This window comes from Curtobacterium sp. MMLR14_002 (assembly GCF_001864975.1).
GTDB lineage: Bacteria > Actinomycetota > Actinomycetes > Actinomycetales > Microbacteriaceae > Curtobacterium > Curtobacterium flaccumfaciens.
Genome location: NZ_MJGT01000001.1, coordinates 7254 through 33210 on the forward strand (window position 1 = coordinate 7254; position 25957 = coordinate 33210).

General features: G+C 71.3%; 23 protein-coding genes. 20 read left to right on the top strand and 3 right to left on the bottom strand.

Going from position 1 to position 25957, the window contains the following annotated elements; translation table 11 throughout:
* Positions 1–45 precede the first annotated feature (45 nt).
* Positions 46–1278 carry a DUF349 domain-containing protein gene (locus BIU91_RS00045; RefSeq protein WP_110864584.1) on the bottom strand — a complete coding sequence of 411 codons (1233 nt, stop codon included), beginning with the start codon at positions 1276–1278 and terminating at the stop codon, positions 46–48.
* A 113-nt stretch (positions 1279–1391) separates the two neighbouring features.
* Positions 1392–2204: a peptidylprolyl isomerase gene (locus BIU91_RS00050; protein WP_071403709.1), complete on the bottom strand. Its 813-nt coding sequence runs from the start codon at positions 2202–2204 to the stop codon at positions 1392–1394.
* A gap of 129 nt (positions 2205–2333) precedes the next feature.
* Here BIU91_RS00050 and BIU91_RS00055 point away from each other — a divergent pair, with 129 nt between their 5' ends.
* From BIU91_RS00055 to aroB, 9 genes are all read left to right on the top strand, one after another.
* Positions 2334–3686, top strand: coding sequence for a replication-associated recombination protein A (locus BIU91_RS00055; RefSeq protein WP_084740335.1), 1353 nt, complete (start codon positions 2334–2336; stop codon positions 3684–3686).
* A 234-nt stretch (positions 3687–3920) separates the two neighbouring features.
* Positions 3921–4550 (top strand): 30S ribosomal protein S4, encoded by a 630-nt coding sequence (rpsD, locus tag BIU91_RS00060; protein ID WP_017887166.1) that lies wholly within the window; start codon positions 3921–3923, stop codon positions 4548–4550.
* A gap of 247 nt (positions 4551–4797) precedes the next feature.
* Entirely contained in the window at positions 4798–4980 is a 183-nt protein-coding gene (locus BIU91_RS00065; RefSeq protein ID WP_027465751.1) for a hypothetical protein, read from the top strand.
* Positions 4981–5039: 59 nt separating this feature from the next.
* Complete coding sequence (gene alaS, locus BIU91_RS00070; protein WP_071403710.1) at positions 5040–7697, top strand: alanine--tRNA ligase; 2658 nt, start codon at positions 5040–5042, stop codon at positions 7695–7697.
* Positions 7698–7705: 8 nt separating this feature from the next.
* A complete protein-coding gene (ruvX, locus tag BIU91_RS00075; protein WP_171907752.1) occupies positions 7706–8149 on the top strand; it encodes a Holliday junction resolvase RuvX in 444 nt (147 codons plus the stop codon).
* A 93-nt stretch (positions 8150–8242) separates the two neighbouring features.
* Complete coding sequence (gene mltG / locus BIU91_RS18015; protein WP_139196701.1) at positions 8243–9805, top strand: endolytic transglycosylase MltG; 1563 nt, start codon at positions 8243–8245, stop codon at positions 9803–9805.
* A gap of 42 nt (positions 9806–9847) precedes the next feature.
* Positions 9848–11068, top strand: a complete 1221-nt coding sequence (gene aroC, locus BIU91_RS00085; protein ID WP_071403712.1) for a chorismate synthase — start codon at positions 9848–9850, stop codon at positions 11066–11068.
* On the top strand, positions 11065–11646 hold the full coding sequence (locus tag BIU91_RS00090) for a shikimate kinase (protein ID WP_139196702.1): 582 nt from the start codon (positions 11065–11067) through the stop codon (positions 11644–11646). Before aroC ends, BIU91_RS00090 begins: the two co-directional genes overlap by 4 nt.
* On the top strand, positions 11643–12740 hold the full coding sequence (aroB, locus tag BIU91_RS00095; protein WP_139196703.1) for a 3-dehydroquinate synthase: 1098 nt from the start codon (positions 11643–11645) through the stop codon (positions 12738–12740). The genes BIU91_RS00090 and aroB overlap by 4 nt, the downstream gene beginning before the upstream one ends.
* 9 nt (positions 12741–12749) lie before the next feature.
* On the opposite strand, the gene BIU91_RS00100 is transcribed toward aroB, so the two are convergent.
* The gene (locus BIU91_RS00100) at positions 12750–12929 is read right to left on the bottom strand and encodes a hypothetical protein (protein ID WP_071403713.1); all 180 of its coding nucleotides are present in this window, start codon (positions 12927–12929) and stop codon (positions 12750–12752) included.
* A 313-nt stretch (positions 12930–13242) separates the two neighbouring features.
* Between BIU91_RS00100 and BIU91_RS00105 the strand changes: the two genes are divergently transcribed.
* The 11 genes from BIU91_RS00105 to gmk all read left to right on the top strand — a co-directional run bounded on the left by BIU91_RS00105 (position 13243) and on the right by gmk (position 25941).
* Complete coding sequence (locus tag BIU91_RS00105; protein ID WP_071403714.1) at positions 13243–14934, top strand: AarF/UbiB family protein; 1692 nt, start codon at positions 13243–13245, stop codon at positions 14932–14934.
* A gap of 161 nt (positions 14935–15095) precedes the next feature.
* A complete protein-coding gene (gene efp / locus BIU91_RS00110) occupies positions 15096–15659 on the top strand; it encodes an elongation factor P (protein WP_017887175.1) in 564 nt (187 codons plus the stop codon).
* Positions 15660–15670: 11 nt separating this feature from the next.
* Positions 15671–16123, top strand: a complete 453-nt coding sequence (nusB, locus tag BIU91_RS00115) for a transcription antitermination factor NusB (RefSeq protein WP_027465744.1) — start codon at positions 15671–15673, stop codon at positions 16121–16123.
* 57 nt (positions 16124–16180) lie between these two features.
* Positions 16181–16747 (top strand): bifunctional pyr operon transcriptional regulator/uracil phosphoribosyltransferase PyrR, encoded by a 567-nt coding sequence (gene pyrR / locus BIU91_RS00120; protein WP_027465743.1) that lies wholly within the window; start codon positions 16181–16183, stop codon positions 16745–16747.
* Positions 16747–17721, top strand: a complete 975-nt coding sequence (locus tag BIU91_RS00125) for an aspartate carbamoyltransferase catalytic subunit (protein ID WP_071403715.1) — start codon at positions 16747–16749, stop codon at positions 17719–17721. Before pyrR ends, BIU91_RS00125 begins: the two co-directional genes overlap by 1 nt.
* Complete coding sequence (locus BIU91_RS00130) at positions 17718–19076, top strand: dihydroorotase (RefSeq protein WP_071403716.1); 1359 nt, start codon at positions 17718–17720, stop codon at positions 19074–19076. Before BIU91_RS00125 ends, BIU91_RS00130 begins: the two co-directional genes overlap by 4 nt.
* The gene (locus BIU91_RS00135; protein WP_051596738.1) at positions 19073–19636 is read left to right on the top strand and encodes a hypothetical protein; all 564 of its coding nucleotides are present in this window, start codon (positions 19073–19075) and stop codon (positions 19634–19636) included. The genes BIU91_RS00130 and BIU91_RS00135 overlap by 4 nt, the downstream gene beginning before the upstream one ends.
* Positions 19633–20832 carry a glutamine-hydrolyzing carbamoyl-phosphate synthase small subunit gene (gene carA, locus BIU91_RS00140; protein ID WP_071403717.1) on the top strand — a complete coding sequence of 400 codons (1200 nt, stop codon included), beginning with the start codon at positions 19633–19635 and terminating at the stop codon, positions 20830–20832. Before BIU91_RS00135 ends, carA begins: the two co-directional genes overlap by 4 nt.
* Complete coding sequence (gene carB / locus BIU91_RS00145; protein WP_071403718.1) at positions 20832–24125, top strand: carbamoyl-phosphate synthase large subunit; 3294 nt, start codon at positions 20832–20834, stop codon at positions 24123–24125. The genes carA and carB overlap by 1 nt, the downstream gene beginning before the upstream one ends.
* Before the next feature lie 11 nt (positions 24126–24136).
* Positions 24137–25021: an orotidine-5'-phosphate decarboxylase gene (pyrF, locus tag BIU91_RS00150; protein WP_290439499.1), complete on the top strand. Its 885-nt coding sequence runs from the start codon at positions 24137–24139 to the stop codon at positions 25019–25021.
* Positions 25018–25941: a guanylate kinase gene (gene gmk / locus BIU91_RS00155; RefSeq protein WP_239001435.1), complete on the top strand. Its 924-nt coding sequence runs from the start codon at positions 25018–25020 to the stop codon at positions 25939–25941. Before pyrF ends, gmk begins: the two co-directional genes overlap by 4 nt.
* Positions 25942–25957 lie beyond the last annotated feature (16 nt).

Consider the following 25957-nt stretch of genomic DNA (forward strand, 5'->3'; position numbering starts at 1 on the left):
CCGTGACCGATCGGTCACGGGGGCGTCGTTCGTAGGGGCGGAGGCTCAGCCGCCCAGGGCGTCGAGCCAGATCTTGCGGGCGTCGAGGGCTTCCTGCGCGTCCTTGATCTTCCGGGCGTCACCGGTGGCCTGCGCCGCGGCGAGCTCGGACTGGAGCTTGCCGATCGCGTCTTCCAGCTGGCTCGCGAGGCCGTTCTGACGGGCCTTGCGCTCCGGGTTCGATTCCTTCCAGTGCGCGTCCTCGAGCCCACGGACGTGGTCCTCGATCGCACGCAGGCGGTCCTCGACCCGACGGACGTCGCCGCGGGGGACCTTGCCGATCTCGTCCCACCGGCGCTGGATGCCGGTGAGGGTCTTGCGCGCGGCGACCCGGTCGGTCGCCTGCAGGAGCGGCTCGGCCTCGGTCAGCAGGGCCTGCTTCGCCTCGAGGTTGGCGGAGAACTCTTCGTTCTCGGCTGCGCTCTCGGCGTGGCGCTGCTCGAACAGCACGTCTCCGGCGGCCTTGAAGCGCGCCCAGAGTGCGTCGTCGTGCCGCTTGCCGGCGCGCCCGGCGTTCTTCCAGTCGTCGAGGAGCTGGCGGTAGTCCGGGATCGCGTCGGAACCGCGGGGCGCGAGGGCCTCGGCCTGCGCCACGAGCTCCTGCTTGCGGGTCCGGGCGTCACGGTGCTGTGCGTCCAGCTCGGAGTAGAAGGCACGACGGTGCTGGTCGACGGTGGACCGCGCTGCGCGGAACCGCTTCCACAGGTCGTTCGCCTCGTTCTTGGGGATCCGCGGCCCGTCGTGCTGGTGCTGCTGCCAGCGCGCGAACACGTCGTCGAGCTGCGCCGTGATCTGCTTCCACTGCGCGCGTGCGGGGTCCACCGCGGCGAGTGCCTCGGCTTCCTCCACCAGGGCGGTGCGGTGCGCCAGGGCGTCCTGCAGGGCCTGCTGCGCCTGCTCCGCCTGCTCCTTGGTGAGCGAGCCGAGCTGCTCGGCGAGGACGCCCACGCGGGTCTCGAGCGACTTGATGTCACCCACCACGCGCGCGTCGGCGACCAGGGCCGTCAGGTGCTCGACCGTCCGGGCGACGTCGTTCGCCGATGCACCGCGCTGGACGCGCTGCTCGGCGATCTTCACCTGCCCCTCGAGGTCGGCGTACTTCCGCGCGAAGTAGGCGAGGGCTTCTTCGGGGGTGGCGTCCGGGTACTCACCGACAGCACGTTCGGTCTCTTCGTACCGGACGTACACGGTCCCGTTCTCGTCGACCCGCCCCCAGGTCGTTGCTTCGTCAGATCCCACAGGTCTCGCCTCGATCGTGGTCGTGCATCGCCGACGTCACCGTCGGCACGGTCAGGTCGTCAGCCTATTGCACGGACGGGCTCCGCCGCCCGACCGGTGCGACGGGTTGTGGACTACTTCTGCTCCGCGATGGTCGCGTCGGTGATCTTCGTCGCCACCTTCGGCTCACCGGTGCCGTCGCTGCCGGGGGACGCGATGCCCTTCGCGGCGATCTTCGACTCGAGCTCGGACAGACCGCTCGTGACCTTGCCGACGACCGTGTAGCCGCCCGTGGAGCCGTCGAGCGTGGTGTCCCCGTAGACGATGAAGAACTGCGTCGACTGCGAGTACGGGGAGTCCGACCTCGCGATCGCGATGGTGCCCTTCTCGTAGACGCCGTCCTCCGGCACGTTCTCGAGCGGGCCGTACTCGAAGCCGGCGTCGCCGGTGCCGTCGCCGTTCGCGGAGCCGCACTGCAGGAACTTCAGGCCGTCGCTGTCGGCGAGCCGGTGGCAGGTGGTGCCGTTGTAGAACTGCTCACGGATCAGCGAGATCTCGGCACTCGTGGCCTGCGGCGCCTTGGTACCGTCCAGCTCGATGCCGAGGTCGATGTCCTTGTTGAGCGTGAGGGTGCCGGTCCAGGTCGCGCCCTTCGCGATCGACTTGCTCGGCACGTCGCCGGTGTTGCCGGCCGTGGCACTGGCCGACGGCGTGGCCGTCGACGACGCGGAGGCGCTCGGGGCCGGGGCGTCCGACCCCCTCGAGCCGGCGAAGGCGAGCTGCGACCCGGTGGCGAGGGCCGCGACGAGGACGAGGGCACCGGCGCCGATCAGGTTGTCCCGCACGCGGCGGCGTCGCTGCCGCTCGTGGAGGCCCTGGCGGGCCTGGTAGAGGCGGAGGCGCTCGCGCGCCTCACGGTTGTCACGCGCTGGGTTCTTCGGTGCCACGGTGCTGGTCTGCCCTCTCGTCGCAGTGTGCAACGAGCGTAGCCGAACGGTCGCCGTCACCAGCAGGGAGGCGCGGCTTGCGTCGGTGGACCGGCCTACGATTGCAGGATGGCAGCGGATCGTTCGGGAATGCACGCGCCCACCACGGGTGGTCGCGCCGGTCTCGCGCAGGGTTCCGTCCCGCTCGCCGTCCGGATGCGCCCCACCAGCCTCGACGAGGTCGCCGGTCAGCAGCACCTGCTCGGCCGGGGTTCGCCCCTGGTGCAGCTCGCCACCGGCACGCGTGAGAACCCCGGCGGGGTCTCCGTCATCCTGTGGGGCCCACCCGGCACCGGCAAGACCACGCTGGCGCAGGCCATCGCACGGCAGTCCGGTCGCGAGTTCGTCGAGCTCTCCGCCGTGACCGCCGGCGTGAAGGACGTGCGCGAGGTCATGGAGAAGGCGCTGACCCACCGTGACCTGTACGGGTCGACCACGGTGCTGTTCCTCGACGAGATCCACCGGTTCAGCAAGGCCCAGCAGGACGCTCTGCTGCCCGGCGTCGAGAACGGGTGGGTCATCCTGATCGCCGCCACCACCGAGAACCCGTCGTTCTCGGTCATCTCGCCGCTGCTGTCCCGCTCGCTGCTCCTGACGCTCAAACCGCTCACCGATCCCGACCTCGGCATGCTCGTCGACCGCGCGGTGGAGGACCCCCGCGGGCTCGGCGGTGCCGTCGTTCTCGGTGACGAAGCCCGCAGTGCGATCATCCGCCTCGCGTCCGGCGACGCCCGACGCGCCCTGACCGCGCTCGAGGCCGCGGCGGCGTCGGCCACCGCCGCGCAGGACGAGGACGACGACACCGTGCCCGTCGTCGACGCCGACACCGTCGCGGCTGCGGTCGACCGGGCCCTGCTGCGTTACGACCGACAGGGCGACGAGCACTACGACGTCATCAGCGCGTTCATCAAGTCGGTGCGGGGGAGCGACGTCGACGCCGCCCTGCACTACCTCGCCCGGATGATCGAGGCCGGCGAGGACTCCCGGTTCATCGCGCGCCGGATCATCATCTCCGCGTCCGAGGACATCGGCATGGCCGATCCGCAGGCGCTGCCCATCGCGGTCGCCGCTGCCCAGGCCGTCCAGCTCATCGGGATGCCCGAGGGGCGGATCCCGCTGGCCGAGGCGGTCGTCTACCTGGCGACGGCGCCGAAGTCGAACGCCGCCTACAACGGCATCAACCAGGCGATGGCCGACGTCAAGGCCGGGCGGATGGGCACGGTCCCGATGCACCTGCGCGACGCGCACTACGCCGGGGCCAAGCGCCTCGGGCACGGCAAGGGGTACGTCTACTCCCACGACGCCGAGCACGGGGTCGCCGAGCAGCAGTACCTGCCGGACGCACTCGAGGGCACCGAGTACTACACGCCGACGGCCAACGGCTACGAGCGCGAGGTCGGGCCGCGGCTCGAACGACTCCGGAAGATCACCCGCGGGCACTAGTGGCGGTGCTTCTGCGCTCGCCCCGATGCTGCTAGCATTGCCGGGCCTACGTCCTGGTCCTCGAGCACGGCTGCGTCGAGGACAGAGTGCCACTCCGGTGGTACGGGGGCAGAGGTTCGGACTGTAGCCGTCCGATCCCACAGGCTCATCCCTCTGGATCCCGTCGTCGGGGCCACCGGCACTCGCGTGCCCGGCCTCCGGTGAGTATTCAGTTCGAACAGAGAAAAGGACCCTGTGTCTACCAAGTCACGTACCCGCAGCAAGACCCGCCTGTCGCGCGCACTCGGCATCCCGCTGACGCCGAAGGCCGCCCGTTACCTCGAGAAGCGCCCCTACGGGCCCGGTGAGCACGGCCGTACGCGCCGTCGTGCGGACAGCGACTACGCCGTCCGCCTCCGTGAGAAGCAGCGTCTGCGCGCCCAGTACGGCATCCGCGAGAAGCAGCTCCGCATCGTCTTCGAAGAGGCCCGCAAGACGAAGGGCCTGACCGGTGAGAACCTGGTCGAGCTCCTCGAGCAGCGCCTCGACGCCCTCGTGGTCCGTGCCGGCTTCGCCCGCACCACCGCGCAGGCCCGTCAGCTGATCGTGCACCGCCACATCCTGGTCGACGGCAAGCTCGTCGACCGCCCCTCCTTCCGCGTCAAGGAGGGCCAGCTGATCCACGTCAAGGCGAAGTCCGAGTCGATGGAGCCCTTCCAGGTCGCCGCTGCCGGTGGCCACCAGGAAGTCCTCCCGAAGGTCCCGGGCTACCTCGAGGTCGAGATCGAGAAGCTCCAGGCCCGCCTCGTGCGTCGCCCGAAGCGCGCCGAGGTCCCCGTGACCTGTGAAGTGCAGCTCGTCGTCGAGTACTACGCAGCTCGCTGATCCACTGATCACACCCGAACGGCGGGTCGTCCTCTCGAGGGCGACCCGCCGTTCGGCGTTCCGGCACCGCCTCCGCTTCGCAACACGCCGTCGTCTCGGCGACGCGCCTCCGGGTGCGCGAGACGCCTCCGGTTTCGGCGGCGTCCTGCCGACACGACGGCGTCTTGCGGACGGGGACGCGCGGAAGTGCCCGGCGACTAAGCTTGTCCGGGCATGCACCGCCCGGGTGCACAGAGGGAGAGGCACCGTGAAGCAGCTGTTCTTCGTCGCCGTCGGCATCGTCATCGGGTTCGCCGTCGCACACCGGGTCGCCCAGACCTCCGGTGGCGCCCGGCTCTTCGCCGAGGTGAACGCCAAGACGAAGGCCTTCACGGGTGCCGTCGCGGACGGCTACCGGTCGCGCGAGGCCGAGCTCCGTACCGACGTCTGAGCGCTCCGACCGAGCGGCCTCGACCCTCCTCCACCCACGACCTGAACCCAGGAAGCACCATGCAGACCGCAGAGATCCGCCGCCGTTGGCTCCAGTACTTCGGTGACCGCGGCCACACCGTCGTCCCGTCCGCGTCCCTCGTCTCCGACGACCCGTCGCTCCTCTTCACGGTCGCCGGCATGGTGCCGTTCATCCCGTACCTGACCGGTCTCATCCCGGCGCCGTTCCCGCGGGCGACGAGCGTGCAGAAGTGCATCCGCACGAACGACATCGAAGAGGTCGGCAAGACCCCTCGCCACGGCACGTTCTTCCAGATGAACGGGAACTTCTCGTTCGGCGACTACTTCAAGGAGCAGGCGATCCAGTTCGCCTGGGAGTTCCTGACCAACCCGGAGACCGACGGCGGACTCGGCTTCTCGCCGGACGACCTCTGGGTCACCGTCTACGAAGAGGACGACGAGGCGATCGGCTTCTGGAAGCAGCACTCGTCGCTGCCCGACGAGCGGATCCAGCGCCTCGGCAAGGACACCAACTACTGGTCGACCGGACAGCCCGGACCCGCGGGTCCCTGCTCGGAGATCTTCTTCGACCGTGGCCCCGAGTACGGCATCGACGGCGGCCCGGCGACGGACGACGACCGCTACGTGGAGATCTGGAACCTCGTCTTCATGCAGTACCAGATCGCCGACGTCCGGTCGAAGTACGACTTCGAGATCACCGGCGAGCTGCCGAACAAGAACATCGACACCGGCATGGGGCTCGAGCGCGTCGCCTTCATCAAGCAGGGCGTCGACAACATGTACGAGATCGACCAGGTGCGCCCGGTGCTCGACCGCGCAGCCGAGATCTCCGGCCGACGCTACGGCGCCGTGCACGAGGACGACGTGCGGATGCGCGTCATCGCCGACCACGTCCGTTCCTCGCTGATGCTCATCGCCGACGGCGTGAGCCCGTCGAACGAGGGCCGCGGGTACATCCTCCGTCGGTTGCTCCGTCGCACCGTCCGCGCGATGCGCCTGCTCGGTGTCGAGGCGCCCACGTTCCCCGAGCTCTTCCCGGCGTCCCGCGACGCCATGCGCGACGCGTACCCGGAGGTGGCGTCCGACTACGACCGGATCTCCCGTATCGCCTACGCGGAAGAAGAGACCTTCCTCCGCACCCTGGCGCAGGGCACGACCATCCTCGACGTGGCCGTCGAGCGTGCGAAGCAGGACGGCGCCCCGTCGATCGGCGGCGACACGGCGTTCCTGCTGCACGACACCTTCGGGTTCCCCATCGACCTGACGATGGAGATGGCCGAGGAAGCCGGGGTCCACGTCGACCGCACGGCGTTCGAGACCCTGATGTCCGAGCAGCGTGCCCGGGCGAAGGCCGACGCGAAGAGCAAGAAGACCGCGATCGCCGACCTGAGCGTGTACAGCGCGTTCCGGGCCAAGGGCGAGACGATGTTCCTCGGCTACGACGCGCTCGAGGCCGAGACGCGCGTGCTCGGCATCATCGTCGGCGGTGTGAGCGTCGACCGTGCGGTCGCCGGTGACATCGCCGAGGTGATCCTCGGCGAGACCTCGCTGTACGCCGAGTCGGGCGGCCAGGACGCCGACCAGGGCTCGATCGTCGGCAACGGGTTCGACCTCGAGGTCCTCGACGTCCAGCGACCGGTCTCCGGGCTGTGGAGCCACACCGTCCAGGTCCGCTCCGGTGAGGTCGGTGTCGGCGACGCCGCGAGCACCGTCGTCGACGCGGAGTACCGCCGCGGCGCGACCCAGGCGCACTCCGCGACGCACCTGGTGAACGCGGCGCTCCGCGACATCCTCGGGCCAGAGGCGCTGCAGGCCGGTTCGTACAACAAGTCCGGCTACATGCGCCTCGACTTCTCGTGGTCGCAGCCGGTCTCGCTCGAGACGCGCTCCGAGATCGAGGAGGTCGTGAACACCGCGATCCGCACCGACCTCGAGGTCTCCACGCGCATCCTGCCCATCGACGAGGCGAAGGCCCTCGGGGCGCAGGCCCTGTTCGGTGAGAAGTACGGCGCCGAGGTCCGCATGGTCGACATCGGCGGCCCGTGGTCCCGCGAGCTCTGCGGTGGCACGCACGTCGCCTCGAGCGCGCAGATCGGGCTCGTCAACCTGGTCGGGGAGTCGAGCGTCGGTTCGACGAACCGCCGCGTCGAGGCGTTGGTCGGGCTCGAGGGGTTCCGCGACCTCGCCGTCGAGCGCACGATCGTGTCGCAGCTCTCCAGCGCGCTCAAGGCTCCCCGTGCCGACCTGCCGGCCCGCGTGCAGAACCTGATGGAGGACCTCCGGTCCGCCCAGAAGAAGCTCGCCGAGTACGAGTCGGCGAACCTGCAGCAGCGCGTGCCCGCCATCGCCCGGAACGCCACCACCGTCGGTGCCACCACCGTGGTCGCCGAGACGGTCGACGGCCTGCAGTCGGGCGACGACCTGCGCTCGCTCGCCACCGGCGTCCGGGGCCAGCTCGGTGACGGCGCGGCCGTCGTCGTGCTCGGTGCCGTCGTGGGCGGCAAGCCGATCGTGATCGTCGCGACCAACGACGCCGCCCGTGCTGCGGGCGTGCAGGCGGGCCCCCTCGCGAAGGAGGCCGCCGGCGTGCTCGGTGGCGGTGGCGGCGGCAAGCCGGACCTGGCGCAGGGCGGCGGGACCGACGCTGCAGCGCTCCCGGCGGCGCTGCGTGCCGTGACCGCACGGCTCGCGGGCTGACCGTGGGCATCCGGTCCGGGCGGCGGCTCGGCGTGGACGTCGGACGCGCCCGGATCGGGGTCGCCGTGTGCGACCGCGACGGCCTGCTGGCGACGCCGGTCGAGACCGTCCGTCGTGACGACTCGAAGGACCTCCGGCGGATCCTGGAGCTCGCGGACGAGTACGACGTGCTCGAGGTCGTCGTCGGACTGCCGCTGTCGATGTCGGGTGGGGACACGGCCTCGACCGAGGACGCCCGCGTGTTCGCGGCCCGGATCGCGGCGCGTCGGCCGGTGCGCCTGGTCGACGAACGACTGTCGACGGTGACCGCCCAGCGAGGGCTGCACCAGGCCGGCAAGAACACGAAGAAGTCCCGGGCCGTGATCGACCAAGCAGCCGCTGTTATCATTCTGCAACACGCGCTCGACCACGAGCGCAGTGCCGGTGCCCCTCCGGGCACCACGCTTCCCTGACAGGGCTGCCCGGTACCGCACATGGGTGCTCTCGTCGTCAGCTGTGAGGACGACGGTGCCCAGGTGGAGTTCCCGACCGAGAGACCGAGGACGTTGGCAGACGATCTGGACTGGAACGCGATCATCGCGCCCGGCAACGACGCCGAGCGGCGGAAGGCGACTTCCGACCGCACGACAGGCACCGATGACCGCGACGACGCTGGTCAGGTGACCCCACCGCCGGCGCCTCCGATGTCCCGACGCGAAGCCCGCGCCCTCGAGGCCGAACGGGCCCGCGTCGCAGCGACCGACGAGCCGTCTGCCGCCGAACGGACCACCGAGGCCCCGCCAGCCGCACGCGACGAACGCCCTGCGTCCCCCGCCGACGCACCGATCGCCACCCGCCCCGAAGACCTGCACCCCGAGGTCGCCGCACTGCTGACCGGCGAGCTGCCGACCGAGTCCGCGGCGACCGCCGCGGCCGGCGGATCCGGAGCCGACGGGACGGACGACGGTGACGCGACCGGCGGCGGTGGTGCCGCGGGAGGCGGCGGACGCGGGGGACGAGGCGGCGGAGGACGCGCCTCCAGGCCGCCCCGCGAGCCACGGCCGAAGCGCCGGCGCGGACCGCTCGTCGCGGGGCTCGTCATCGTCGCGGTCGTGCTCGCTGCCGGCGTCGGGGCGTACACGTTCGCCGCACCCAAGATCCAGCAACTCATCGCGGCGATCAGCGGCGCGCAGGAGCCCGACGACTACACGGGCAACGGCACCTCGAAGGTGACCATCACGATCAAGCAGGGCGACATCGGCGAGAACGTCGCCGCGACGCTGCAGCGCAGCGGCGTGGTCAAGGACTCGAAGGTGTTCTACAAGCTCCTGCTGGCATCGCCGGACGTACAGTTCCAGCCTGGTTCGTACGCGCTGAAGAAGCAGATGAGCTCGAAGTCGGCGCTGGCGGCCCTGCAGGACAAGGACAACCGCGTCCAGGCGTCGATCATCATCCCCGAGGGCACGGCACTCGCCGACATCAAGGCAGGGATGGTCTCGAAGGCCGGCCTAACCGAGAAGCAGGTCGACGCGGCCGCGAAGGACCTGTCGGCCTACGACCTGCCGTCCGGCGTCACGACGCTCGAGGGCTGGCTCTTCCCCGCGACCTACCCGATCAACCCGGGCTGGACCGCCGAGCAGTACTTCAAGTCGATGGTCGACACCATGAAGGAGCACCTGTCCGCCGCCGGCGTCAAGGAGGCCGACCAGGAGCGCACCATCGTCTTCGCGTCGCTGGTGCAGAAGGAAGCCGGCCTCGCGGCCGACTACCCCAAGGTCGCCCGGGTGTTCCAGAACCGCCTCGACCAGGGGATGAAGCTGCAGTCCGACGCCACGGTCGCGTACGGCACGGGCAACACGCACACCGTGACGACCACGGACGCCGAGCGTGCGGACGCCTCGAACGAGTACAACACCTACGTGCACGAGGGGCTCCCGCCCGCACCGATCTCCAACCCGGGGGACATCGCGATCAAGGCCGTGACGAACGAGGCCCCGGGCAAGTGGCTGTACTTCGTGACGGTCGACCTGGAGTCGGGCAAGACCGTCTTCTCGGACACCTACGACCAGCACCTGGTGGCGGTCGAGCAGTTCCAGGCGTGGCTGCGGGCGCACCCCGACTACCAGTAGGCGGCGACGTCGCACGGACGATCGCTGTGGGAGGATTGCGGCATGCTTCGTTGGTTGACTGCTGGTGAGTCCCACGGACCCGAACTGATCGCCATGCTCGAGGGCCTGCCCGCGGGTGTCCCGGTGTCGTTCGAGTCCATCCGTGCCGATCTCGCGCGCCGCAAGCTCGGCTACGGCCGTGGCTCGCGGATGAAGTTCGAGCAGGACGAGCTGCACGTAACCGGCGGCGTCCGGCACGGCTACTCGCTCGGCAGCCCCATCGCGATCCGCATCGGCAACACCGAGTGGCCGAAGTGGGTCGAGGTCATGAACCCCGAGCCGATCGAGTCCACCGAGATGTCCCGCGGGCGGAGCGCGCCGCTCACCCGACCGCGACCGGGCCACGCTGACCTGGTCGGCATGCAGAAGTACGGCTTCGACGAAGCGCGCCCGATCCTGGAGCGTGCGAGCGCCCGCGAGACCGCCGCACGCGTGGCGCTCGGTGCCGTCGCCAAGTCGTTCCTGGCCGAACTCGGCATCCGCTCGGTGGCGCACACCCTGCAGGTCGGGACCGTCCGGGTCCCCGACGGCACGGACCTGCCGCTGCCCGACGACGTGGACCGCCTCGACGAAGACCAGCTGCGCTGCTTCGACGCCGAGACCTCCGCACGCATGGTCACCGAGGTCGAGGCCGCGAAGAAGGACGGCGACACCCTGGGCGGCGTCGTCGAGGTGCTGTTCTACGGCGTCCCGCCGGGCCTCGGCTCGCACGTGCACTGGGACCGCCGGCTCGATGCCCGCCTCGCAGCGGCGATCATGGGGATCCAGGCCATCAAGGGGGTCGAGGTCGGTGACGGCTTCGCGACCGCCGGCCGCCGGGGCTCCGCCGCGCACGACGAGCTGTACCGCGAGGACGGCGAGATCTACCGCACGAGCGACCGCGCCGGTGGGACCGAGGGCGGGATGTCCACGGGAACCGTGCTGCGCGTCCGCGCCGGGATGAAGCCGATCGCGACCATCCCGCACGCCCTGCACACGGTGGACGTCGTCTCCGGTGAGGACGCCTCGGCGCACCACCAGCGCTCGGACGTCTGCGCCGTGCCCGCTGCGGGTGTCGTCGCCGAAGCGATGGTGGCCCTGGTGCTCGCCGACGCGGTGCTCGAGAAGTTCGGTGGCGACAACGTCGTCGAGACGAAGCGCAACCTCGACGCCTACCTCGCGGCGATCCCGGAGACCCTGCGCACGCGCCGGACCGAGCCGTCGGCGACGTCGACCGACCTGTGAGCACCGACGTCCGACGCGCCGACGCGCCCGTGGTCGTGATCGGCCCGATGGGCGCCGGCAAGTCGAGCGTCGGCAAGCGGGTGGCGAAGGCCCTCGGCGTCCCGTTCACGGACACCGACCGGGTCATCGTGCGCGAGCACGGGCCGATCCCCGGGATCTTCGCCGACCGCGGCGAGCCGGCGTTCCGCGCGCTCGAAGCCCAGGCGGTCCGGGCGGCGCTGGCCACCGGCGGCGTGATCGCCGTGGGCGGGGGAGCCGTCACCCACGCGGACACGCGGCAGGCCCTGAGCGGCGCGCGCATCGTCCTGCTCACCGTGTCGCCCGAGGCCGTCGCCGACCGGATCGCCGGGTCCGACCGGCCCCTGCTGGCGAACGGCGGGATCGACGCCTGGCAGACGATCATGGACGAGCGGGCGGCCACCTACGCCGAACTCGCGCACGTCGTGGTCGACACGTCGCGCCGGCCGATGTCCCGCGTGGTCGACGAGGTCCTCACGTGGCTGCGCAGCGACGACGGCACCACCGCCGCGCCCGGCAGCACGACCAGCAGCACCACCAGCACCGAAGGAGCACCGTGACCGAGTCGACCCTGCCCGCCGGGACCACCGAGATCCGGGTCGGCGGTGACGACGGCTACACGGTGGCCGTCGGCACGGACCTGCTCGGTGCCCTGCCCGCGATCCTGGGCCCGCGTGTCGCCAAGGTCCTCATCGTGCACTCGCCGACGCTCGGTGCCCGGGCGAACGAGCTCCGTGCGCTGCTGGTCGAGGCCGGGCTCGAAGCCCTGATCGCCGAGGTCCCCGACGCCGAGGGCGCCAAGCGCGTCGAGGTCGCCGCGTTCTGCTGGCAGATCATGGGGCAGGCCGACTTCACCCGCACCGACGCGGTGATCGGCCTCGGTGGCGGTGCGGTCACCGACCTGGCCGGCTTCGTCGCCGCGACCTGGCTGCGCGGTGTGCCGTACGTGGCCGTCCCGACCAGCGTGCTCGGCATGGTGGACGCCAGCGTCGGCGGGAAGACGGGCATCAACACGAACGAGGGCAAGAACCTGGTCGGCGCCTTCTACGCCCCGCGTGCCGTCGTCGTGGACCTCGACCTCGCTCGCACGCTGCCGCGCAACGAGATCCTGACCGGGTTCGCCGAGATCGTGAAGGCCGGGTTCATCGCCGTGCCCGAGATCCTGGACCTCGTCGAGGCCGACGTCGACCGGGTCACCGACCCGACGACGCCGGAGTTCCGGCGGGTCGTCGAGCTCGCCATCGCGCTCAAGGCCGAGGTCGTCTCGGACGACTTCACGGAGCAAGGGCGACGCGAGATCCTGAACTACGGGCACACCCTCGGGCACGCGATCGAACACGCCGAGCGGTACCAGTGGCGCCACGGTGCAGCGGTGTCGGTCGGCATGGTGTTCGCCGCCGAGCTCGCCCGACTGACCGGGCACCTGGACGACGCCACGGTCGACCGGCACCGGGCGATCCTCGAGTCGCTCGAACTGCCGACCTCGTACGGCGTCGGGCGCTGGCAGGGGCTGCTCGCCACCATGCGTCGTGACAAGAAGGCCCGTGCCGGCATGCTGCGGTTCATCATCCTGGACGGCGTCGGCAAGCCCGTCGTGCTCGAGGGCCCCGAGGACCACCTGCTCTTCACCGCCTACCAGGAGGTCGGCGTCTAGCCACGCCGGTCAGCGCAGGACCCGTCGCATCCTGCGCCACCACCAGGTGACACGCGTCGAGACGGTGATCACGCCCGTGCGCTGGGATTCCCGCCATTCGTCGACGGTGGCGCCGTGGTCCCAGGCGAAGAGGACGTCGTCGTCCTCGTCGAGGTCGGGCGCGTCGGGGAGCGGTCGCAGGATCGACATCAGTCGGAGGCCCTTCGTTCGTCGTCGTCATGTGCCTGGTCGGCGCTGGCTCGCCTGCGGAGCGCTCGGCTCGCGAGTCGGCGATCGGCCTTCGACCACCACGGTACGGTCTCCAGGTCTCGGAGCACCGTTGTCGAAATGTCGTATGTGCTCGAGCACGAGTGTCTCGCTCCAGTACCGAGCCCCGCGCCGGGCCCGCTCCGGCCTGTGGAAGCCGCGCCGGGCCTCCAGGCTGTGGAGGAGGATGGGACGACGCGACGGACCGCGCCACCCGCACGCTGCGGACCCAGCACCGGGGAGCAGACTGGCGGGCGTGCCCACCCCACCCCGACTGAGCGACCTCTCCGGCCCGCGCGATGCCGACACCGGCACCCTGCGCTCCCGTGGTCGACGCTTCACCGAACTCCTCTCGATCGCCCGCCGCCACCACCTGGTGCCGTTCCGTCGTCTCGACTTCTCGCACGACCCGGCAACGTCGGACCTGCGTCGCGACCAGGCCGAGCACCTGCGCCGGGCCCTCGAGGAAGCCGGTGGTGGATTCGTGAAGATGGGCCAGCTGCTGTCCACCCGTGACGACCTGCTGCCCGAGGAGTGGACCGAGGGACTCGCCCACCTGCAGCGGAACGTCACGGCGGCGCCGGCGGACGAGGTCCGTGCGCTCCTCGAGCAGGAGCTCGGCGCCCCGGTCGACCAGGTCTTCGCGACCTTCGACCCGGTACCCGTCGCAGCGGCGTCCATCGCGCAGGTGCACCGCGCCCGGCTGCCCGACGGCACCGCGGTCGCCGTGAAGGTGCAGCGGCCGGGGATCGACGCAGCGGTGCGCCGTGACGTGGACATCGCACTGCGGGTCGTCCGGTTCATGGCCCGGTGGTCGACCGAGGCGCGGCAGGTCGGCGTGCAGGACATCGCCGGCCAGTACGCGGACGACCTGATCCGGCAGGTCGACTTCGTCTCCGAGCTCCGGAACCTCACCGCGCTGCGTGCGGCCCAGGCCCGCAGCGCGCGTCCGGACGAGGTCCGGTTCCCGGACCCCTACCCGGACCTGTCCGGCCGGCGTGTGCTCGTGATGGAGTTCCTGGAGGGCGACACGCTCAGCGCGATCCGCGCCGAGCGTTCCGAGCGCGACCTCGACGCGCCGATGCGCGCCATCCTCCGCGCCTTCCTGCGCCAGGTCGTCTTCGACGGCCTGTACCACGCGGACCTGCACCCGGGGAACGTCCTGGTGCTGCCCGACGGGCGGCCCGCGTTGATCGACTTCGGATCGGTCGGGAGGCTCGACCCGGGTCTCCGGGACACGGTCCAGGACCTGTTGGCCGCGTACCTGCAGGACGACACGTCGCGGATCGCCGATGCGGTCCTGCGGATGGCACCCGTGCGCGATGCGCACGACGAGCCCGACTTCCGTCGGGACATCGCCCGCTTCGTCGCGGACGAGCTCGGCCCGGGTGCGCGCATCGGCGTCGACACCGTGGACGACGCGGTCGAGGTCTTCGGGCGGTACCGGCTGAAGCCACCGCCGGACTTCGTCGCCGCGGCCCGCGCGCTGGCCATCTTCGAGGGCACGCTCCGCACGCTCGCACCGTCGTTCGACCTGCTCGAGGAGTCCCGCGGACTCGCCCGGGAGCAGATCACCGACCAGCTCCGGCCGGGCAAGCTCCGCGACCTGGCGGCGAAGGAGCTGCTCGGCGTCGTGTCGGCCGCTCGTCGCCTGCCCCGCCGGGTGGACCGCATCGGCGAGGCGATCGAGACCGGCCGGTTCACGGTGAACATCCGGCTCTTCGCGGACAGCCGCGACCGGCAGCTCGTGTCCGGGATGATCCGGCGCATCCTGCTCGTGCTGCTCGGTGCGGGGGCGGGGATCCTGGCGATCGTCTACCTGTCCTTGCCGGCACGACCGACGGCGGCCCTGTCCACGGGGGTCGCGGGCGGGTTGCTCGGGGGAGCGGCGGTGGTGCTGCTCGGCTGGGCGGCGATCGACGCCTGGCTCGCTCGACGGCGGCGCTGAGCCCGGGCCCGGGCCCGGCGCCCGGCGCCCGCCCGAGACCGGCGCGTCCGGCACGCACGCGCACCGCTCCGGCCGCCGGGCGGGCGTCCGCTACACTCGTCCGGGGCCGTCCGCGGCCCGAGGACACTTCACAACACGACCGAACGGGACACCGACGACTCATGGCCAGTACCACAGACATCAAGAACGGCGCCGTTCTCATCATCGACGGCCAGCTGTGGTCGGTCGTCGAGTTCCAGCACGTCAAGCCGGGCAAGGGCGGCGCGTTCGTCCGCACGAAGCTCAAGAACGTCGTCTCCGGCAAGGTCGTCGACCGCACGTTCAACGCCGGCGCGAAGATCGACACCGCCGTCGTCGACCGTCGTGACTACCAGTTCCTCTACGAGGACGGCGACTCCTACGTGTTCATGGACACCGACACGTACGACCAGATCCCGGTCTCCGCGACCGTGGTCGGCGACGCCAAGAACTACCTGCTCGAGTCCGCGATGGTCACCATCGCGATGAACGAGGGCAACCCGCTGTACGTCGAGCTCCCGACGTCGATCGTCACCGAGGTCGAGACCGAGCCGGGCCTGCAGGGTGACCGTTCCTCCGGCGGCACCAAGGACGCGACCATCATCGCGACCGGCCACCGCATCCAGGTCCCGCTGTACCTGGAGAGCGGCACCCTGGTGAAGATCGACACGCGCGACGGCAGCTTCCTCGGCCGCGTCAACTCCTAGGCGCTGACCGTATGAGTGCTCGTTCGAAGGCCCGCAAGCGCGCCCTCGACATGCTGTACGTCGCCGAGGTGCGCGAGCTGCCGATCGCGGACGTGCTCGCCACCGAGACGGTCCGGCACCTGGACCAGCCGGAGCGTGCCTCCAGCTGGGACTACGCCCGCCAGATCGTCACCGGTGTCGACGACGCCCGTCACGAGATCGACTCCGTCATCGTCGACCACGCCCAGGGCTGGTCGATCGCCCGGATGCCGGTCCTCGACCGCTGCATCCTGCGGATGGCCGTCTGGGAGCTCCGGTTCAACCCGGAGGTCCCCGACGCCGTCGCCATCGCCGAGGCGGTCGAGCTCGCGCAGTCGCTGTCCACCGAGGACTCGGCGGGCTTCGTCAACGGCGTGCTCGGGGCCGTCGCCGGCGGTCGTGCACCGTCCGGTCGGACGGTCGCAGGAGACCAGGAGTCCCGGTAGGGTTGACCACGTCAGCATCCTTTAATGCCGTCCAGTGAGGCGGGGAAGGGGGTCGACGTGGGAACCAGAACGGTCCTGCAACAGCCCGACATCACGCGTGCCCTGACACGCATCGCGCACGAGATCCTCGAAGCCAACCACGGGGGCTCGGACCTCGTGCTCCTCGGCATCCCGACCCGCGGCGCCGTCCTGGCGGAACGCCTCGGCCGGATCCTGGCCGGCATCGAGCCGGAGTGGTCCTCGGCCGCCGGCGGCATCGGGACGGAGCGTGTCGGCACGCTCGACGTCACCATGCACCGCGACGACCTCGGCCACGGCATCGGCCGCGCGCCGCACCGGACGGTGATCCCCGCCGGCGGCATCGACGGCAAGGTCGTCGTGCTCGTCGACGACGTGCTGTACTCCGGTCGCACCGTCCGCGCCGCGCTCGACGCGCTGCAGGGCATCGGTCGGCCGCGTGCCGTCCGGCTCGCCGTGCTCGTCGACCGCGGCCACCGCGAGCTGCCGATCCGCGCGGACCACGTGGGCAAGAACCTGCCGACCGCGTCCGACGAGCGGGTCACGCTGCACCTGGCCGAGACCGACGGCGACGACACCGTGTTCATCGAGCAGGGGGTGGCGTGATGCGACACCTGCTCTCCACCGCCGACCTGTCCCGCGACCAGGCCGTCCACATCCTCGACGTCGCCGAGGAGATGGCCGAGGTCAACACGCGCGAGGTCCGGAAGCTCCCGGCCCTGCGCGGCAAGACCGTGGTGAACCTGTTCTTCGAGGACTCCACGCGCACGCGCATCTCGTTCGAGGCCGCCGCGAAGCGCCTGTCCGCCGACGTCCTGAACTTCGCCGCGAAGGGCTCGAGCGTCTCGAAGGGCGAATCCCTGAAGGACACCGTGCAGACCCTCGGCGCGATGGGCATCGACGGCATCGTCATGCGCCACGGTGCATCGGGCGCGCCGCGGGTGCTCGCCGACGCCGACTGGATCGACGTGCCGGTGGTCAACGCCGGTGACGGCACGCACGAACACCCGACGCAGGCGCTGCTCGACGCCTTCACCATGCGCCGCCGCCTGCACGGTGCCGGCTCGCGCGGCCAGGGCCTCGACGGCGTGCGCGTCCTGATCATCGGCGACGTGCTGCACAGCCGGGTCGCCCGGTCGAACGCCTGGCTGCTCCGCACCCTCGGCGCAAGCGTGACCTTCGCCGCGCCGCCGACGCTGCTGCCCGCCACCCCGTCGCCGTTCGGCGCCGCGGTGCACCACGACCTCGACACCGCCCTGGCCGAGGACCCGGACGTCGTCATGACGCTCCGCATCCAGCAGGAGCGGATGAACGACGCCTTCTTCCCGAACCCGCGCGAGTACACGCGGCACTGGGGCCTGACGGCGGCGCGCTTCGGGCGGCTGTCCGAGCGCACGCTGATCATGCACCCCGGTCCGATGAACCGCGGGCTCGAGATCGCCGGCGTCGCCGCCGACGACCCCCGTTCGACGGTCGTCGAGCAGGTCGAGAACGGCGTCTCGGTCCGGATGGCCGTCCTCTACCTCGCCCTGACGGGCAGTGCCGGCACCGGCACCGACGCGAAGGAGTCCGCCGCATGACCGCTCACCTGATCCGTGGCGCGCAGCTGGTCGACGGCTCGCGTGCCGACATCCGCCTGGAGGCCGGGCGCATCACCGCGGTCGGGTCCGGTCTCGACACGGCCGGCGCCACCACCGTGGACGCGGACGGCCTCATCGCCCTGCCCGGCCTCGTGGACCTCCACACGCACCTGCGCGAGCCCGGTCACGAGGAGTCCGAGACCGTCCTCACCGGCTCGCGTGCCGCGGCCGCCGGTGGCTTCACCGCCGTGAACGCCATGGCGAACTCGAGCCCCGTCGCCGACACCGCCGGGGTCGTCGAGCAGGTCCAGGCCCTCGGTGACGACGCGGGCTACGTGACGGTCCGCCCGATCGGCGCCGTGTCACAGGGGCTGCAGGGCACGCACCTGTCGGAGATCGGCGCGATGGCGACCTCGCGGGCGAAGGTCCGGGTGTTCTCGGACGACGGCTCCTGCGTGGCCGACCCGCTGCTCATGCGCCGCGCACTCGAGTACATCAAGGGCTTCGGCGGGGTGCTCGCGCAGCACGCCCAGGAGCCCCGGCTGACCATCGGCGCGCAGATGAACGAGGGCCGGCTGTCCTCGGAGCTCGGCCTCGCCGGATGGCCCGCCGTCGCGGAAGAGGCGATCATCGCCCGCGACGTCCTGCTCGCCGACCACGTCGGAGCACGTCTGCACGTCTGCCACGTCTCGACGGCCGGCAGCGTCGAGGTGATCCGGTGGGCGAAGTCCCGCGGCATCGACGTCACGGCCGAGGTCACCCCGCACCACCTGGTGCTCACCGAGGACCTCATCGCCGGCCACGACGGTGCGCCCGGCTACGACGCCCGCTACAAGGTGAACCCGCCGCTCCGCGCCCGCGAGGACGTCGAGGCGCTCCGCGCGGCCCTGGCCGACGGCACCATCGACATCGTCGCGACCGACCACGCGCCGCACACCGCCGAGGCGAAGTGCTGTGAGTGGCCCGCCGCCGCGAACGGCATGGTCGGCCTCGAATCCGCGCTGAGCGTGGTGCACTCCGCCGTGGTCGACGACGGCCGGCTCGACTGGGCCGACGTCGCCCGGGTGCTGTCCGAGGCGCCGGCGCGGATCGGCCAGGTCGAGGGGCACGGGCAGCGCATCGCCGAGGGAGCACCCGCCGAGATCACGCTCTACGACCCGTCGGCCAGCCGCGAGTTCGCGGTCACCGACCTCGCCGGGCAGTCGCAGAACTCGCCGTACCTCGGCATGACGCTGCCTGGCCGGGTCGTCGCCACCTTCCACCAGGGGTACGCGACGGTGCTCGACGGCCGGGTCGTCGACGCGGACACGATCGCGGCGCACGCCGCGGCGCTCCGGACAGGGGCGCGCGCATGAGCGGCGACGCGCAGCGCTGGCTCCTCGGCGCGGTGATCCTGCTCGCGGTCGCCGCCCTGTTCGTCGCGATGGCGCGCACCTGGCGGACGCGGACCAGGAAGCAGGCGGAAGCCGTGCCTCCAGTCCGCGTGCCGGCCGACCTGGCACCGGCGGTCGGGTCGTGGGACGGGTTCACCGTCGCGACGACCCGCGCCGACCAGCCGTTGGAACGCATCACCGCAGGCGGCCTCGGGTTCCGCGGCCGCGGCGGGGTGACGGTCCACGCGACCGGCGTGGTGATGCGCCTCGCCGGTACCGACGACCGCTGGATCGCGCGCGACGCGGTCCGCGGCGCCGACCGCTCCACGTGGGCGATCGACCGAGTGGTCGAACCCGGGGGACTGGTCCGTCTGCGATGGACGGCGACCGGCGCCGCAGGTGCGACGGACCTGGACACCTACTTCCGGTTCCCGGAGGGCGACGCAGCCGCGCTGCACGCCCTGCAGGGACTGACCGAGACCGGGCCGCAGGCGACTGCGGCCGATGCTCCGCGAACCGCGGGCGAAGGGAAGAAAGCATGACACGCGAACGGGCCGTCCTGGTCCTCGAAGACGGCACCCGGTACGACGGCTGGGCCTACGGCGCCCGTGGGCGCACGCTCGGCGAGGTGGTCTTCGCGACCGGCATGACCGGCTACCAGGAGACGCTGACCGACCCCTCCTACGCCGGACAGATCGTGGTGCAGACCGCGCCGCACATCGGCAACACCGGGGTGAACGACGAGGACCCCGAGTCCCGTCGCATCTGGGTCGCAGGGTACGTGGTGCGCGACCCCAGCCGCGTGGTGTCGAACCACCGCGCGAACGCGACGCTCGACGACCACCTGGTGCGCGACGGCATCGTCGGCATCTCCGGCATCGACACCCGCGCACTCACCCGCCGCATCCGTGACGCCGGCGCCATGAAGGGCGGCGTCTTCAGCGGTGCGGACGCCGCACTGTCGGCCGAGTCGCAGCTGGACGCGGTCGTGTCGCAGGCGACGATGGCCGGCGCGAGCTTCTCGGCGGTCGTGTCCACCCCGGAGACCTACGTCGTCCCCGCCGTCGGCGAGCAGATCGGCACCCTGGCCGTGCTCGACCTCGGCGTGAAGGCCTCGACCACGCGGTACCTCGCCGCCCGCGGCTTCGAGGTGCACGTGGTGCCGCAGGACATCTCCGCTGCGGAGCTGGAAGCCCTCGCACCGGACGCCCTGTTCTACTCGAACGGGCCCGGCGACCCCGCCGCGTCGGACGCACAGGTGGAGCTGCTGCAGGACAGCCTGCGCACCGGCCGCCCCTTCTTCGGCATCTGCTTCGGCAACCAGCTGCTCGGCCGCGCGCTCGGCTTCGGCACCTACAAGCTGCCCTTCGGCCACCGCGGCATCAACCAGCCGGTGCTCGACACGACCACGGGCAAGGTCGAGATCACGAGCCAGAACCACGGCTTCGCGGTCGACGCGCCCCTCGGCGAGGTCCTCGAGTCCCCGGCCGGGTTCGGTCGGGTCGAGGTCTCGCACTACTCGCTGAACGACAACGTGGTCGAGGGCCTCCGCGCGCTCGACGTGCCGGCGTTCAGCGTGCAGTACCACCCCGAGGCCGCCGCCGGACCGCACGACAGCATGTACCTCTTCGACCGGTTCGCGGACATGGTGCGCGAGCGTCGCGACGGGGAGCCGCTCGACGCGGCCACCGCCGACGCCACGACCCCCGCAGCAGACATCACCAAGGAAGCGAACTGATGCCCAAGCGCGCAGACATCAACTCCGTCCTCGTCATCGGCTCCGGCCCGATCGTCATCGGTCAGGCCGCCGAGTTCGACTACTCCGGCACCCAGGCGTGCCGTGTCCTCCGGGCCGAGGGCGTCCGGGTCATCCTGGTCAACCCGAACCCGGCGACGATCATGACCGATCCCGACTTCGCCGACGCGACCTACATCGAGCCGATCACGAACGCGTCGCTCGAGGAGATCATCCGCATCGAGAAGCCGGACGCGGTCCTGCCGACCCTCGGCGGCCAGACGGCCCTGAACGCGGCCATCGCGCTCGACGAGGCCGGCATCCTCGACAAGCACGGCGTCGAGCTCATCGGCGCCAAGGTCGAGGCGATCCAGCGCGGCGAGGACCGCCAGCTCTTCAAGGAGCTCGTCCTCGAGTCCGGTGCCGACGTCGCCCGCAGCCACATCGCGCACACGTTGGAGGAAGCGAAGGAGTTCGCGAAGGACCTCGGGTACCCGCTGGTCGTCCGCCCGTCGTTCACCATGGGCGGCCTCGGCTCGGGCTTCGCCTACAACGAGGCCGAACTCGTCCGCTTCGTCGGCGACGGGCTGCAGTCCAGCCCGACGACCGAGGTCCTGCTCGAGGAGTCCATCCTCGGCTGGAAGGAGTACGAGCTCGAGCTGATGCGCGACAACTACGACAACACCGTCGTCATCTGCTCCATCGAGAACGTCGACCCGGTCGGCGTCCACACCGGTGACTCGATCACGGTCGCCCCCGCGCTGACCCTGACCGACCGCGAGTACCAGAACATGCGGAACATCGGCATCGACATCATCCGTCGCGTCGGCGTCGACACCGGTGGCTGCAACATCCAGTTCGCCGTCGACCCGTCGAACGGCCGCGTCATCGTCATCGAGATGAACCCCCGCGTGTCCCGCTCGTCGGCCCTCGCGTCGAAGGCCACGGGCTTCCCGATCGCCAAGATCGCCGCGAAGCTCGCCATCGGTTACCGGCTCGACGAGATCGAGAACGACATCACGAAGGTCACCCCGGCGAGCTTCGAGCCGACCCTCGACTACGTGGTCGTGAAGACCCCGCGGTTCGCGTTCGAGAAGTTCCCGGCCGCCGACGCCACCCTCACCACGACGATGAAGAGCGTCGGCGAGGCGATGGCCATCGGCCGGAACTACGCCACCGCGCTGCAGAAGTCGCTGCGCTCGCTCGAGAAGCGCGGGTCGAGCTTCCACTGGGACACCCCGGCGTCCGAGCTCGACAAGGACGCCCTGCTGGCGAAGTCGTCGATCCCGACCGACGGCCGCATCGTCACGGTCCAGCAGGCCCTGGTCGCGGGTGCCACCGCGGACGAGGTCTTCGAGGCCACCAAGATCGACCCCTGGTTCATCGACCAGATCGTGCTCATCAACGAGGTCGCGGACGAGGTCCGGGCCGCCGACACCCTCGACGCGGACACGATGCGCTGGGCGAAGGAGCACGGCTTCAGCGACACCCAGATCGCGAACCTGCGCAGCACGGACGCGGCACCGGTCGCCGAACAGCAGATCCGTGACGAGCGGCACGCCCAGGGCATCCGACCGGTCTTCAAGACCGTCGACACCTGCGCCGGCGAGTTCCCCGCCCTGACTCCGTACCACTACTCCTCGTACGACACCGAGACCGAGATCACGCCGAGCGACCGCAAGAAGGTCGTCATCCTCGGCTCCGGCCCGAACCGCATCGGACAGGGCGTCGAGTTCGACTACTCCTGCGTGCACGCGTCCTTCGCGCTGAGCGCGGCCGGGTTCGAGACGATCATGATCAACTGCAACCCCGAGACCGTGTCGACCGACTACGACACCTCGGACCGCCTGTACTTCGAACCTCTGACGGCCGAGGACGTCCTCGAGGTCATCGAGGCCGAGGCCGCCTCCGGCGAACTCGTCGGCGTCGTCGTGCAGCTCGGTGGCCAGACCGCCCTCGGCCTGGCGAAGCCGCTCGAGGCCGCGGGCATCCCGATCCTCGGCACCAGCCCCACCGCGATCGACTCGGCCGAGGAGCGCGGGCAGTTCTCCGCCATCCTCGACGCCGCCGGCCTGCTCGCACCGCGCAACGGCACCGCCCACGACCTGGCGAGCGCGACCACGGTGGCCGAGGAGATCGGGTACCCCGTCCTCGTCCGCCCGTCGTTCGTGCTCGGCGGCCGCGGCATGGAGATCCTGTACGACTCCCCGTCGCTCGCGGACTACTTCGACCGGATGGTCGACCAGGCGATCATCGGCCCGGAGCTCCCGCTGCTGGTCGACCGGTTCCTGGACGACGCCGTGGAGATCGACGTCGACGCGCTCTTCGACGGCGAGCGGCTCTACATCGGCGGCATCATGGAGCACCTCGAAGAGGCCGGCATCCACTCCGGCGACTCGGCCTGCACCCTGCCCCCGGTCGGCCTCGGCCGCGCGGAGATCCAGGGCGTCGTCGACGCGACCGAGAAGATCGCCCGCGGCATCGGCGTGCAGGGCCTGCTCAACGTCCAGTTCGCCATCGGCGCCGGCGTGCTCTACGTCCTCGAGGCGAACCCGCGCGCCAGCCGCACCGTGCCCTTCGTCTCGAAGGCGCTCGGCATCCCGCTGGCCAAGGCCGCGTCCCGCATCATGACCGGCACCACGGTCGCCGAGCTCGTCGCCGAGGGCATGTTGCCCGAGCGTGACGGGGCGTTCGTGCCCGCGCAGTCGCCGGTCGCCGTGAAGGAAGCCGTGCTGCCCTTCCGTCGCTTCCGCACCCGCGAGGGCCAGGTCGTCGACTCGGTGCTCAGCCCCGAGATGCGCTCCACCGGCGAGGTCATGGGCATCGACCGCGACTTCCCGCGGGCGTTCCTCAAGTCGCAGGACGCCGCGTACGGCGGCCTGCCGACCAGCGGCACGGTCTTCGTGAGCGTCGCCGACACCGACAAGCGCGCGATCGTGCTGCCGGTGCACCGCCTGCAGCAGCTCGGCTTCACGATCATCGCGACCGAGGGCACGGCGGAGATCCTCCGCCGCAACGGCATCGAGGTCGGGATCGTCGGCAAGTACAGCCAGGGCGGCGAGAGCGTCGTCGACCTGCTCGCCAGGGGCGAGGTCGACATCGTCATCAACACGCCGTCGGGTGCCGCCGGTCGTGCGGACGGGTACGAGATCCGTGCGGCCACGGTCGCGGCGGACAAGCCGCTGTTCACGACGATCGCGCAGATCGGGGCGGCCGTCGCGGCGATCGAGACGATCGGTTCGCCGCTCAACGTCCGCAGCCTGCAGGACTACGCGCTCGAGCGCGCGACCTGGTGACGGCTGCCAGCGTGGGCACGACCCGGTCAGGAGGCCCGGCCTCCTTCGGCGTGCGCCTCTCGTCCGCCATGGGGGAGCGTTCACCGCTCTGCGTCGGGATCGACCCCCACGCCGCCACCCTGGCGGCGTGGGGGCTCGCCCGCGACGAGCAGGGCCTGACGGCGTTCGGCGCGACCCTGGTCGACGCGGCCGCCGGCCGCGCGGCGATCGTGAAGCCGCAGGTCGCCTTCTTCGAGGCGGCGGGGGTCGCGGGCTACCGTGCGCTCGACGCGACGATCCGCCGGGCGCGCGATGCGGGCCTCCTGGTCGTCGCCGACGTGAAGCGGGGCGACATCGGGACCACCGGTGACGACTACGCGCTGGCGTGGCTGGACCGCGACGGGCCGTTCGCGGCCGACGCGATGACGGTGTCGCCGTACCTCGGGTACGGCTCGCTCCGGGGCACGTTCGACGTCGCGCGCCGGAACGGTGCCGGGGTCTTCGTGCTCGCGGCGACGAGCAACCCCGAGGCCCGTGTGCTGCAGACCGCGGTGCTCGCGGAAGGACCGCGTACCGGCCGGACGGTCGCGGCCGGTATCGTCTTGGACGTGGCAGACGACAACCGGTCCGTGGGCGATCAGGCCCTCGGCGACGTCGGGCTCGTGCTCGGCGCGACCCTTCACCTCGACGACTTCGGCATCGACGCGGACGCAATCGGCACCGCGCCGGTCCTCGCCCCGGGCTTCGGTGCCCAGGGCGCCCGCATCGAGGACCTCCGTGCGCTGTACGGCGCGCGTGCCGAGCAGGTGCTCGTGAGCGAGTCGCGCGGCCTGCTGACCGACGGTCCGGACGGCGTCGCGGCGCTCGTGACCGACCGCGCGGACCGCATCCGCACCGCACTGGTGGCGGCAGCGTGACCGACGAGCACGAGGGCCTGCCCGCCCACCGGACCCCGCCAGAGGTCGACCGCGTCGCTGCGGCGAAGGCCGCCGTCGCCGCGCGACGCGCCCGGGCCGCGGTGAAGGCCGCGATCGCGTCGGGGGAGCGCTCGGCACTCGACGTCGCCCGTGCCGCGTGGGACGACTCGCTGGTCGAGACGACCTCGGCGGAACGCTCGCTCCGGGTCCGTGACCTGCTCGTCAGCCTGCCGGGGATCGGCCCCGCACGAGCCGAGGCGATCATGGGGACCCTGCGGATCGCCCCCTCGAAGCGCCTCGGTGGCCTGGGGACCCGGCAGCGGACCGCCCTGGCGGACTGGCTCGCCGCCCGCGGTCGCAAGCGTGGTGCCTCGAAGCTCGTCGTGCTCGCCGGACCCACCGCGGTCGGCAAGGGCACGGTGAGCGCGCACATCCGACAGCACTACCCGGACGTCAACCTCAGCGTCTCCGCCACCACCCGGAAGCCGCGCCCCGGCGAGGTCGACGGCGTGCACTACTACTTCGTGGACGACGACGAGTTCGACCGCATGATCCGCGACCGCGAGCTGCTCGAGTGGGCGACCGTCCACAACTCGTACCGGTACGGCACCCCGCGCCCGCCGATCGACCGCGCGCTCGACGCCGGCGAGAAGGTCATGCTGGAGATCGACCTGCAGGGCGCCCGGCAGGTCCGCGACGCCATGCCCGAGGCGGTGCTCGTGTTCCTGCTGCCCCCGACGTGGGAGGAACTGGTGCGCCGGCTGATCGGCCGCGGCACTGAATCCGCGGAGGAACAGGCCCGTCGCCTCGAGACCGCGAAGGTCGAGCTGGCCGCGCAGGACGAGTTCGACGTGCGGATCGTGAACTCCGATGTCGGCACCGCGGCACGTGAGGTCGTAGACTTGTTCTCTGCGCCCTGACGGGTGCACTGACTTC